Source organism: Thermodesulfobium acidiphilum (assembly GCF_003057965.1).
Lineage (GTDB): Bacteria > Thermodesulfobiota > Thermodesulfobiia > Thermodesulfobiales > Thermodesulfobiaceae > Thermodesulfobium > Thermodesulfobium acidiphilum.
In genome coordinates this window covers 601,809-613,297 of sequence record NZ_CP020921.1, presented here as the reverse complement: position 1 = coordinate 613,297, position 11,489 = coordinate 601,809, and the positions used below count along the sequence as shown (strand labels likewise).

Here is an 11,489-nt window from a genome sequence, read left to right as displayed (position 1 = left end):
AGCTGTTAACTATTATAGCCACAAAAAGATTAAAAAAATTAAAAGCATTAACAAAAATAAAGACAAGGGTAAATAGCAAAAAATAATAAATTATTAGAGCAAAGACGAATACAAGGCTCTTACTCCAACTAAAATTTTTTTCAAGATATAACTTTATAAACAAAATTATAAACAAAAACAAAAACAAATTTGTTCCCAAATAAATTCCTAGCCTAAAATCATCAAAGAAGGAGAAAAAAATTAATGGAAGCAAAATACTCTTCGAAAAGTCAAAATTGCAATACAAAGAGTATAAGATTGCTGGTGTAAGCGTTAAGATAACGCCTGAAAGTCCAAACACGTTCACAAGGGAAAGAAATAAAACTTGAATTAGATAGAAAAAAATACAGATTAAAGAAACTAACTTCCAAGATAGACCCATACTTCATTCACCGTTTGAATTTTTTTCATAGGAACAGCCGTAAAAATTGTGTTCAAACTTCCAACTTCACGTAAAGTCATAACTTTTGCAACTGGAATATTCGGAGGCAATAAAGATAATGGAACACTTGCCGTAACTAAAACTTCAAGAGGATGAATTGCTGCAAATACACTTGGCACATTAAAAATTAATTCTTCGGATCCAGTTCCTTCTAAAATTCCATACAAATTTGAACCATTTAGCTTAACCGGGATTTTTACTGATTTATCGCCTATATATGAAACTTTTGAAAAATTTGGAGCAACGTCTGAAATTAATCCCACAATACAACCATCAGAAATAACAGGCATACCTATTTTAACCCCTTCATTAGATCCAACATTAATTATTAAATCTTGATAGAAGGGTTCAGTCCTATATAAAACTGAAGCTCTCAGAAGTTTAAATTTTGGATTTTGAGCTTTGAAATTTTGAAAAGCCCTTTCTTCATATAAATTTTGCATGTCTTTTAACATCAATGCATAAGACAATTTCAACTCTTCGTTTTGTTTCTTTAAATCTTCTATTTCTTTGTTAAGATTTGCATTATCGTTTACTATATTAGACAAATTATTTGAGAAAGTTCCCAAACCATTTGCCCATTCACTAAAAAAATATACAGGTGATAAAACAAAAAAACCAATTCTATTATGAATATTAAATTTATAATTTAGAAAAAGAAGAAATACAACAGAAATAAACGCTAAAAAAATTATTTTTTTTTTAGTTTTTGAAAACATGACCAAATCTATCTAAGTCTTCCAAGACCTTTCCAATCCCTTCAGCAACAGAGAGTAGAGGATTTTCAGCTAAATAAACTGGGATTTTAAGCTTTTCTGAAATATACTTATCCAATCCCTTAAGGAGTGCTCCACCACCAGCAAGCATTGCTCCTCTTTCCATAATATCAGATGCTAACTCAGGTGGAGTTTGTTCTGCAGTTAATCTTATTGTTTCAGTTATTTGATCAACAATAGGACCTATAACTTCCCTAATCTCAATCGACGTTAAATTCAAACTCTTAGGCAGGCCAGTAATTAAGTCCCTTCCTCTAACTTCCATACTTTTTTCTTCCCTTAAAGGATAAGCAGAACCAATATTAATTTTTATATCTTCAGCAGTTCTTTCTCCAATAAGTAAGTTATATTCTTTTTTACAATATTCCATTATCACTTCGTCCAATTCATCACCTGCAATTCTCAAACTCTTTGCAACAACCATGCCGCCCAGTGATATAACAGCTACTTCTGTAGTCCCGCCACCTATATCAATAATTAGACATCCTTTCGGTTCATCAATCGGTAAGCCTGCTCCAATAGCAGCAGCCATTGGTTCTTCAATTATATAAGCCTCCCTGCCCCCAGCTCTTTGGGAAGCTTCTATCACAGCTCTTCTCTCAACACCAGTGATTCCTGATGGTATGCCCACAACCACCCTTGGTTTAAAAACGCCACTTGAAAGAGCTTTTTTTATAAAATACCTAAGCATCATCTCAGTAGTTTCAAAATCAGCAATTACACCATCCTTTAATGGCCTGACCGCTATTATATTCGAAGGTGTTCTGCCAAGCATATTTTTTGCTTCCATGCCTACAGCAACAGCCTGTTTTTTTTCAACGTTATAAGCAACTACTGAAGGCTCTTGCGTTACAATCCCCTTACCACGTACATAAACAACCGTATTTGCAGTCCCAAGGTCAATACCAATATCGTTAGATAACTTCATAAATCCAAACAACTTTTTTCCTCCTTATTGTCCACTAATAATTTTTGCATTAATACCTTTCATTTTTAAGTTGTTAACAAGGTTTAAAGCATCTTCCTTTTTATTAAGAGCAGCAACCTGTAACCAATAACTTCCATCAGCTTTTAAAAGTATACTCGAATAACCTAGTTCAAACAATTCCTTTTTCGTTCCTACACTATCTTGTTCGTTATCAAAAGGACCCACTCTTACCTTGTAAAGCAAATTTGTTGTGCTTTTCAAATTGTTACTTTGAGATTCATTAGCAATTCCTTGACTATTCTCTTGTATTATGGGTTTAGAATTACCACCAGTAACAGTTTCATTATTATAACCTTTTTGCTGTGAATTTATATTAGAGCCAGAACTTTTATCTTGTGAAGAAGCCGGGATCTCAACATTATTATTTTCGCTAGATGCAGTAATTTGGGTATGTGGTCTGTTAAAAAACAAAAGATTAAAACCTTTTCCAACAAGATAAAACCCAAAAAACGACAACAAACAAGCCAATGTAATTATGAATGTATAAAAAAATTTATTTTTCACATTATCACCCTCCAAGGCTCTTTATAAAAGCTTGTTGTTCTTCATACGTCTGGGAGAAAAAGTGCGTCCCGTCTCCCTTTGCTACAAAATACAAATATTTAGTATGAGCTGGGTGTAAAACCGCTTCTATTGACTTGATTGAAGGACTATTAATAGGTGTTGGTGGCAAACCATAATGTATATAAGTATTATAAGGCGATTCAATTCTCGTATCAGCATAAGATAATACATCTTTATGAACAGGAAGAAAATATTCCACACTTGCACAGGATTCTAAAGGCATATTAATTTTTAATCTGTTTAAAAAAACCGAAGCAATTATAGGTCGTTCTTTATCAACTTTTGCTTCGCCTTCAACCAAAGAAGCTAGCTTCAAAACATCATAATAATCTCTTCTATTTTTAATAAGCGGCCATACCCTCTTCTCAAAATCACTCAATTGCATATCAATAATTTCTTTAGGGGATTCATTTTTGCTAATAAAATAAGTATCCGGAAACAAAAAACCTTCTAGAGAATTAGAATTAATTCCCTGCAAGAAGGAAAACTTCTTCGAAAAGGATTTTAAATCATTATAGGCAATATTTTCATACTCTTTATATTTGCTGTATCCGTCTTTCTTTAAAATTAAAACCATATCCCTAATTCTCAAACCCTCAGGAAAGGTAACCTTTAAAAAGTCATCAGGACCTTTTTGTATAGCATATACAGAATCTAAAAAGCTTCCTTCTAAGCTATAGTTACCAGGTTTTGGATCAAAGTTCTTTAGCCTAAAGTATAAATCAGCAAAAAGCGATGGGCTAGTACCGTAAACTTTATAAAGTTTCTGTAGAACATCGCTCGATGATTCACCCTTGTAAACATGAAAATCTACCTTGTCGGGCAATCTATAGAATAATACATAAGGAAAATTGATAACAATTAAAAATGCCATAAAAACAACAAAACATATACACCATCTCTTCAAACGAGACATTGTTTTTCTGAATTGCATACTTTAAATTAAACTAAATTATTCTGAAATATCTTCGAAATCAAAACTTTCCTTTAGATATTGGTATATTTTGTCAAACTCTTCGTCTGTTAAAGACTCATCCACTTTTGTATCTTCAGAACCAAATATTACTACTGGAGTTAAAAAATTGTCACTTTCCTGCCTGAAAATTGATATTTCTGGCACATATTCACTATCAACTTCCTCTTCAAAGTAAGGAGTAAGGACAAAATACAATTTATCATCCAGTTCAAACTTATCTAATAGTTCGTATTGCTTTTTAACTCCTTCTTCTTCTTCAATTTCAAAGATTTCCAATTCATCAAACTCTCTATCTTCTTCCACGATTCACCTCACTTCAATAATATCAAAACAATATGTTATCATTTTAACTAAAATATATCAATTACTATTGGAGGTAATAGGTTTGGATTTTAAAGTTTTTGAAGACAATATTTTAAAGCTGCTTAACCGTTATAATGAAATAAATGAACTTTTATCAAATTTAGAAATAATAAACAATCCTTCTAAACTTATATCTCTTTCTCAAGAAAAAGCAGAGTTAGAGGAGGTTGTAAATAACTATAAAGAACTAAATAAACTGAGAAATTATTTATCTGATCTCAAAGAACTAAAAAATAGTGAGGACGAAGAGATAAAAACTTTAGCAGAAGAAGAATTTCAAGTTGTAGAGAAAAATATTGACAATTTAGAATCAAAGTTGCTAAATTTTATCTTGCCCAAGGATCCACTTGATGAAAAAAACATAATTCTTGAAATCAGAGCTGGCGCAGGTGGAGAAGAGGCAGCATTATTTGCTTCAGAACTTTTAAGAATGTATCTTAGATATGCTGAAAGAAAAAATGCAAAAACAGAAATATTGTCTATCAATGAAACAGGAATTGGTGGTATAAAGGAAGCAATAATTTCAATAAAAGGAAAAAGGATATACAGCAGATTAAAATTCGAAAGTGGAACTCACAGGGTCCAAAGGGTGCCAGAAACAGAATCTGGAGGTAGAATACATACCTCTACAGCAACAGTTGCAGTGTTACCAGAAGCAGATGAAATTGACGTCACAATTGATGAAAGGGACTTAAAAATTGATACCTTCCGCGCCGGAGGAGCGGGTGGGCAACATGTTAACAAAACTGATTCTGCAGTAAGAATAACGCACTTGCCTACAGGAATAGTAGTTGCCTGTCAGGACGAGCGTTCTCAATTCCAGAATAAAGAAAAAGCTATGAGAATTCTGGCTGCAAAGATCCTTGAAGAAAAGAGAATTGCATCAGAAAAAGAAATAGCAACATTTAGAAAAATACAAGTCGGATCAGGCGATAGGAGCGAAAAAATTAGAACTTATAATTTCCCTCAGGGTAGAGTAACTGATCACAGGATAAATCTTACTTTATATAGATTAAACGAAATTTTAGATGGTGATTTAGACGAAATAATTGATGCTCTCATTGCTGCAGAAAATATGAGAAAATTAGAACTTTTATCTGTTCAATAATTTGAAATCCATAAAAAAATTTTTAAATGATTTAACTACTTCTTAGCTAAAAAACTTTATCTTTGAGGAAGGGTAATTGTATTATTATTTGTTGGTGAAGTCTTTTGATTTTCATTAATTTTAGTATTGGAACTATTTATATTAGTTTTAGGTTCATTTTTTGTAGTGTTCTTATTCTTAGCCTCACTCGTTGTTTGAGTTGGAGGAGTTTTTTGAACAACTGTATTTATGCTACTATAAGTCGTGTTGTCTTCTGGGAAGGGAAAGGTTAATGGAACATCAGGATTGGCATTGGGAAAAGCACTTTTTATAATTGAAACAACCTTCTGAGTTGGCCATAGATAATCTATCCCATAAGCATATTTTGGCACCATTCCTTCATCAAGAAAGACTCTCTTAATTTGAAAGTTTGGTTGGTTTATAATTTCTTTAACAGCAAGAGCCCAACTAAGAGCGTCATTAAATGACATATTTGTTTGAACGTTATCCAGAACTACTTTTAAAATATCTGGTATCTTTGCTATCATAGCTGGACTTGAAAAAAGCTTATTTTTAACTGCAAGAAGAAATTCTTGCTGTCTTCTCATTCTTCCTAAATCACCTAAAGCATCGTGCCTAAATCTTACATATTCTAAAGATTGCAAGCCATTCAAGTGCTGCATTCCAGGATATAGGTCAATAGTAAAATGTGCCCAATTGTCAACGTAATACATTCTTTTGTCAACATTGATATCTACCCCGCCAATAGCATCTATAATTTTCATAAAACCCTTATACCCCAAAACAACATACTTATCAGGCTTAACCCCAATAAAATTTGCAAGTGTTCTGAGTGCAAGTTCAGTTTCTCCATATGCATAAGCAGCATTTATTTTGTCATAACCATGTCCCGGTATTGGGACAAGAGTGTCTCTTGGTACTGACATCATAGTTATAGTTTTATTATCTGTGTTGATATTTAACCAAAGAATCGTATCAGTTCTATGAGTCTCATCAACATCATCTATACCAAAAAGCACCAAATTTAACTCTCCTTTTGCAGGTTGAGCCATAAAATTTGGGGTTAATAAGTCACCTATATTTTTAGTAGGAGTAAACAAACCGAAGACAAATCCACAAAATCCAGATAAAACGAACAATATTACAGACAAAATCATAATTTTTCGCCTGGTAGAACTCTTTCGCTTTCTTAAAATCCTTTTAGATATTCCATTATTCAAATTTTCTAAATTTTTATCCATCAAAAACTCCTAAAAATTTTTAAAACTTCAGAGTTATAGAGGCTAGATGTACATCTTTCATGAGTTGCACATTTTGCCCTGTTATTAACCCTATAGAATTCTTTAGTGTAGCATAATCTACTATCATAGAACCAGTCTTAACTCCTGCATCATAGTGAATTGCACCGTCATGATATCCTACCTCTAAAAGTAAATTTTTTTTATTCAAAGCAAAAGTTCGATAACCAATTCCAGTTATTGGTTTTATTCCAATTTTTAATTTTCCATCATTTAAAGATATGGACACATCAGATGAAATTATAGCATCACTTCTGCTATCAAGTTTATATCCCCAAGAAAATTGTAAATTTATAGTTTTTTTCGTATGGGTACCAGAGCTATCTTTAAGCTCCTCAGTTGAGAAAGATGGAGTAATGCCATACTTAAACTTATCGGTAGAACTTTCCCACATATAGCCTGGTTGTAACATAAAAAATTTATGTGTATATATAGTTTTTCCAGTTTTATCATCCTTTAGCCAAAAATCACCCTTTGCTAAAGAAAAACCTACATTAGATATATCATTTCTGTGAGCCAGACCAATTTCAAAAAGCCCACCCTTTAGCGTTCTTCTGGGCACTCTCCCATTTTCACCAGAATTTTGGGTACACCAGTCAAAACCTGTTTCATGAGGTGTCATCCAAAGATATCCAAAATTTGTTTTGCCAGCTTCAAATGGTAAACTAAAACCATATACATCAGCATCAAGTTGATCAAGATTTTTTATTCTTCCAGGAAAATGTCTGAGAGAATGAGTCATTAGTAATTGTAAACCTCTACTAGAAGCTATTGAGGCTGGATTAAATGGGAAAAAATTTATACCTTTTTCAACAGAAGAGCCAAACGATAATACACTTCCTTCGGGCGTTAATTTAATATAATTAAAATTGTTTGCAAAAGAATTTTCACAAACAATAATGCTTAAAAATAGAAAAAAAAGGAATATTTCACATCGTCTTTTTAACATGCTTTATTTGTATAAGAAATAAATTAAAAAACAATTAAAAATTTATTGTTCTTCTTTTTCAGGGCTTCTTCTTAAAAAACTGGGAAGGTCATCAAAGCCAAAATCAACCGTCTCATCAAATAAACGTTTTTTAGAAGGAGTTGAATAGGTAGAATCTGTCTTTTTCTTTAAAGGTATATCGCTTATAGTTTCTGAAAACCCAGTAGCAATAATAGTTATTCTTATAGAATTCTCCATTTCTGGGTTTATAACTGCTCCAAATAATAAGTTGGCATTCTCAGAAGTTAGTGAACCTAATTCATCAGCAGCTTCATTTATTTCAAGCAAAGTTAAATCATAACCGCCAGTTACGTTCATAATAATATTTGTTGCACCCTTTACAGGTATCGTTAGAAGGGGTGAATCAACAGCGCTTCTAACAGCATCAATAGCCCTCATTTCATCTTGTCCATATCCGACTCCCATAATAGTATTTCCAGTATTAGTAAGAACAGACTTAAGATCAGCAAAATCAAGATTTATAATACCAGGCACAGTCACAAGATCAGAGATTCCCTGTACTCCTTGTCTTAATACGTCATCAGCTAAACGAAATGCCTCTAAAAAAGAAAGTTTTGAATCTGCAAAGGTTAGAAGTCTTTGATTATCAATTACGATATATGAATCAACAATTTTTTTTAATTCCTCCAAACCCTGATCTGCATTCTTTTTTCTCTTTGGTCCCTCAAATTTAAACGGAAAGGTAAGAACAGCTACAGTTAATATACCCATTTCTTTTGCAATGCTTGCAATATAAGGAGCAGCACCTGTACCCGTACCACCACCCAAACCTGCTGTTATAAAAGCCATATCAGCACCTTCTAAAATACTCCTTAAATCGTCCTCACTTTCTTCAGCCGCTTCTCGCCCAAGATCAGGATTAGCTCCCGCACCCAAACCTTTTGTCGCTTTAGGACCTATTTGTAATTTTTGATCTGCTCGAGATAAACTAAGAGCCTGGACATCAGTATTAATAGCCCAAAACTCAACAGAAGAAAGTCCTGCCTCAATCATTCTATTTATAGCATTACCACCAGCTCCTCCAATACCTAAAACTTTAATAGAGGGCCCCATTTTTTCATCATACATATAAAAACCTCCCACTTATTATCCTCTTTTAAAAAAAATCGTGCAAAATTTCTTTATTAAATTTTGGTTATCATATTTGTTAGATAATATTGTATTATTTAAAGCATAATTAATCAAACCCAAAACAGTTGAGTGCTCATAATCCCTTTTTTCATTTATCGAAAATGGTAGAGGTCTTCTAACTTCAACCGGACATTCAAAAACTTCTTCGAATAATTTCTTAAAAACAATTAACTTAGAACCTTGTCCTGTAAGATAAATTCTTAAAGGGATCATATTGTCAGAAATTTTTTTTAGTTTATCATAAATATATAAAACAATATCCTCTGATCTCGAATAAATAATATTTTTTAAAAAATTTTTAAAATCATCTTGATCTTCAGGCTCAGAAAAATCTAACTTTAGTTTCTCTGCTTCATCTCTATTTACCTTAAGGCCAAATGATATATCTCTAGTAATATTTTCTGATCCTAACAAAACTGTAGAAGTAAATTCTGGAACTCCCGAAGAATACAAAACAAAATCAGTCGTCAAAGCACCTATATCCACTACTAAAAATTTAGGAATTAGATAATCATTATCTTTTAAAATAGCATTTGCACTTGCAATGGAGCTAGGGAGAATATCTACCAGATCTAAATGCAAAGAATTAAATAATTCTTTAAGAGTTTTGTAATAAGTTGAAAGCATGTATATAACATGAAAGTTTGCTTGAAGCGATTTGCAAAACATCCCAGATGGATTTAGGGTTTCAAAGGAATTATCAACCAAAAATGATTTCTTACAAATATGCACAGGAATATAATCTTTTTCTTCAGAGATATTCATAAGTAAGTCATTTATTGCTTTAGCTCTAATTTGAATTTCTCTAGGATATTTCTGTTCAATTTTAATATTTTTTGAAACATAAACCTTCCCTGAGAGATTTAATATGCACTTCTCTTTAAAATTAGAACCTTCCTTTTGGTAAATAGTTTTCAAACCGGCATTTAGGATTGTTCTTACCTGTTCAAAATCATATATTGTACCATTTTTAACTCCATATGAGGGTAAAGATATAAAGTGTGCAATAGTTTTATTTGAAAGTTGGTCTTTTCCAACAACAATTCTTATAAAGGTGCTACCAAGATCAACAGCTAGAATATTGCTCTCTTTTATATCATTCATACTTTGAAGAAGGAGGGGTAAATAATAAATGCCTTATAGCAGTTATATTATTAAAAATCCTTATGCCAAACAATATTACAGCTGCTATGTATAGATCAATACCTAACAGATCCCCTGCATAAGTCAGACCAGCTGCAACAATAGAATTACCGAAAAAACCTGTTATAGCTTGCCATCCGCTAAACTTCCCCTCCAAACCGCTTTTAAATGCACCAAAAAACGAATCAGCAAAAGCAAGAATAACAACTGCCATATATTTAGTATAAACAAATGGCATCTCAATAGGGAAAAAATAGGCTGCGATCATTCCAAGAACAAAACATAGTAATATAAACCACATAATTTATTCTCCTTTATTAATCAAGGTCGCATAATTAATCTGTATGTTTGCATTGAAAGCAGGAATATAAAGAGAATCTGATTTTTCAACAGAAACCCTGATCCCTAATAGTTTTAAATAGTCTATTATACCGCCACTCATCGTCAAAGAGTTATAAAGCATTTCTGGCGAACCTATAGCTTTTATTATAAAAGGTGGGGCAAGCCTCACGCCGTTTACAAGTATAACAGGACCCGCACATCTTATTTCAGAGATTGCAACGAGTCTTTGATCGTTAACACTTATTGCCTCTGCACCACCTGCTCTCAACTCATTTACAACCCTCAACAGATCCTCATCATGAACTAAAGAAGCGTTGCCTTCTTGACCATTTTTTGCATCCTTAACAGTAACTATCACACCCGGACCTTTAACAGGAGTAAAACCAGCCAAAAGCGCAATTTTTTTGCTCTCTTCGCCTATTGAAATATTTTTATTTTTTTCTTGTTCAAGCTTATTTTGAAGATCCATTATCTTTTGCCTTGAAACAAAAAGTTCCCTTTCCAAATCAAGTCTCTTATTTTCTGCTTCTTTTAAAAGGCTTGCCATTTCCTCTGCCTGTCTTGTAGGAATAAGGTGAAACAAATCTTTTTGAGTTCTATATTGAACTACGATAAAAAAACCCAAAATAAAAGCAATAATGCCTAAAATTAACTCCCACCTTTTTGGCGGATGAATACTGTGAATAACCTTTTCTTGAATATGATGAACTTTATTTTCACCGTTCATTTCTTAACCACAAGCCTTCTTTCATCTAGCAAAATTATCTCCTTGGGCCAATTTTTATTGTTTAAATTTTCTAAAAAATCGAAAATATTTCTAAATTTTTCGTCAAATTTCCCATCGTTCTTAAACTCAAAAACTGTTGTGCTTTTATCCTTAAATTTTATAATATCATCATAAAAAAATATGTAATCCGGAGTAAAACCATAAAGTGTAGAATAATAGACAATATTTTGTAACATATCAAAAAATTCACTATTTTTAATTATACTATTGACAAATATAAATTTTTTATTCTTTAAATTTTCACCCGATACTACGTTTCCATTTAAATCATAAAAATTTTTATCAGAGTTCGTCTTTATTAAATAGTCTGGGATATAAAAAATTACGTTAACTTTTCCTAAACTTGTATGAGTTATTGACTTAATTCTGTAAAATTCGCTGTTTTCAAATTGATTTTTTAAATTATTAAAAAAGGCTTTATAACCCAAAACACCATATTTATCTTTATGTAAAAAGTAAAAACTTTTATCTCTTATATAGTTTGACATACCTTCAACTTTTAAAGAAGTAAAACTGTTTGTTG

13 protein-coding genes are annotated in these 11,489 nt (G+C 32.1%); 1 reads left to right on the top strand and 12 read right to left on the bottom strand.

Features of this window, described 5'->3' with window-relative positions; genetic code table 11:
- Positions 1-399 precede the first annotated feature (399 nt).
- From mreC to TDSAC_RS03205, 5 genes are read right to left on the bottom strand one after another with little or no spacing between them, the layout of a single operon-like run.
- Positions 400-1,200 (bottom strand): rod shape-determining protein MreC, encoded by an 801-nt coding sequence (gene mreC, locus TDSAC_RS03225; RefSeq protein ID WP_108308853.1) that lies wholly within the window; start codon positions 1,198-1,200, stop codon positions 400-402.
- Complete coding sequence (locus tag TDSAC_RS03220) at positions 1,184-2,185, bottom strand: rod shape-determining protein (RefSeq protein WP_108310300.1); 1,002 nt, start codon at positions 2,183-2,185, stop codon at positions 1,184-1,186. The genes mreC and TDSAC_RS03220 overlap by 17 nt, the downstream gene beginning before the upstream one ends.
- Before the next feature lie 24 nt (positions 2,186-2,209).
- A complete protein-coding gene (locus TDSAC_RS03215; protein ID WP_199919886.1) occupies positions 2,210-2,749 on the bottom strand; it encodes an SPOR domain-containing protein in 540 nt (179 codons plus the stop codon).
- A 4-nt stretch (positions 2,750-2,753) separates the two neighbouring features.
- The gene (gene mltG, locus TDSAC_RS03210) at positions 2,754-3,725 is read right to left on the bottom strand and encodes an endolytic transglycosylase MltG (RefSeq protein ID WP_199919885.1); all 972 of its coding nucleotides are present in this window, start codon (positions 3,723-3,725) and stop codon (positions 2,754-2,756) included.
- 36 nt (positions 3,726-3,761) lie between these two features.
- Complete coding sequence (locus TDSAC_RS03205) at positions 3,762-4,088, bottom strand: DUF1292 domain-containing protein (protein ID WP_199919884.1); 327 nt, start codon at positions 4,086-4,088, stop codon at positions 3,762-3,764.
- Positions 4,089-4,170: 82 nt separating this feature from the next.
- On the opposite strand from TDSAC_RS03205, the gene prfA reads away from it, so the two are divergent.
- On the top strand, positions 4,171-5,256 hold the full coding sequence (gene prfA, locus TDSAC_RS03200; RefSeq protein WP_108308849.1) for a peptide chain release factor 1: 1,086 nt from the start codon (positions 4,171-4,173) through the stop codon (positions 5,254-5,256).
- A 56-nt stretch (positions 5,257-5,312) separates the two neighbouring features.
- Here the strand turns inward: prfA and TDSAC_RS03195 are convergent, their stop codons facing one another.
- From TDSAC_RS03195 to TDSAC_RS03165, 7 genes are all read right to left on the bottom strand, one after another.
- The gene (locus TDSAC_RS03195; protein ID WP_108308848.1) at positions 5,313-6,497 is read right to left on the bottom strand and encodes an LCP family protein; all 1,185 of its coding nucleotides are present in this window, start codon (positions 6,495-6,497) and stop codon (positions 5,313-5,315) included.
- Positions 6,498-6,516: 19 nt separating this feature from the next.
- Positions 6,517-7,296 carry a hypothetical protein gene (locus tag TDSAC_RS03190; RefSeq protein WP_199919883.1) on the bottom strand — a complete coding sequence of 260 codons (780 nt, stop codon included), beginning with the start codon at positions 7,294-7,296 and terminating at the stop codon, positions 6,517-6,519.
- A 249-nt stretch (positions 7,297-7,545) separates the two neighbouring features.
- The gene (ftsZ, locus tag TDSAC_RS03185; RefSeq protein WP_108308846.1) at positions 7,546-8,631 is read right to left on the bottom strand and encodes a cell division protein FtsZ; all 1,086 of its coding nucleotides are present in this window, start codon (positions 8,629-8,631) and stop codon (positions 7,546-7,548) included.
- An 18-nt stretch (positions 8,632-8,649) separates the two neighbouring features.
- Positions 8,650-9,798, bottom strand: coding sequence for a cell division FtsA domain-containing protein (locus tag TDSAC_RS03180; RefSeq protein WP_108308845.1), 1,149 nt, complete (start codon positions 9,796-9,798; stop codon positions 8,650-8,652).
- Positions 9,791-10,138 (bottom strand): small basic family protein, encoded by a 348-nt coding sequence (locus TDSAC_RS03175; RefSeq protein ID WP_108308844.1) that lies wholly within the window; start codon positions 10,136-10,138, stop codon positions 9,791-9,793. Before TDSAC_RS03175 ends, TDSAC_RS03180 begins: the two co-directional genes overlap by 8 nt.
- Before the next feature lie 3 nt (positions 10,139-10,141).
- Positions 10,142-10,906, bottom strand: coding sequence for a DUF881 domain-containing protein (locus TDSAC_RS03170; RefSeq protein WP_108308843.1), 765 nt, complete (start codon positions 10,904-10,906; stop codon positions 10,142-10,144).
- Positions 10,903-11,454 carry a hypothetical protein gene (locus TDSAC_RS03165; protein WP_108308842.1) on the bottom strand — a complete coding sequence of 184 codons (552 nt, stop codon included), beginning with the start codon at positions 11,452-11,454 and terminating at the stop codon, positions 10,903-10,905. Before TDSAC_RS03165 ends, TDSAC_RS03170 begins: the two co-directional genes overlap by 4 nt.
- Positions 11,455-11,489 lie beyond the last annotated feature (35 nt).

Coding starts and splice junctions, on each gene's coding strand:
- mreC (WP_108308853.1), bottom strand. CDS start 1,200: ATGTTTTCAAAAACTAAAAAAAAAATAATTTTTTTAGCGTTTATTTCT.
- TDSAC_RS03220 (WP_108310300.1), bottom strand. CDS start 2,185: ATGAAGTTATCTAACGATATTGGTATTGACCTTGGGACTGCAAATACG.
- mltG (WP_199919885.1), bottom strand. CDS start 3,725: ATGTCTCGTTTGAAGAGATGGTGTATATGTTTTGTTGTTTTTATGGCA.
- TDSAC_RS03195 (WP_108308848.1), bottom strand. CDS start 6,497: ATGGATAAAAATTTAGAAAATTTGAATAATGGAATATCTAAAAGGATT.
- TDSAC_RS03190 (WP_199919883.1), bottom strand. CDS start 7,296: ATGACTCATTCTCTCAGACATTTTCCTGGAAGAATAAAAAATCTTGAT.
- ftsZ (WP_108308846.1), bottom strand. CDS start 8,631: ATGTATGATGAAAAAATGGGGCCCTCTATTAAAGTTTTAGGTATTGGA.
- TDSAC_RS03180 (WP_108308845.1), bottom strand. CDS start 9,798: ATGAATGATATAAAAGAGAGCAATATTCTAGCTGTTGATCTTGGTAGC.
- TDSAC_RS03175 (WP_108308844.1), bottom strand. CDS start 10,138: ATGTGGTTTATATTACTATGTTTTGTTCTTGGAATGATCGCAGCCTAT.
- TDSAC_RS03170 (WP_108308843.1), bottom strand. CDS start 10,906: ATGAACGGTGAAAATAAAGTTCATCATATTCAAGAAAAGGTTATTCAC.
- TDSAC_RS03165 (WP_108308842.1), bottom strand. CDS start 11,454: ATGTCAAACTATATAAGAGATAAAAGTTTTTACTTTTTACATAAAGAT.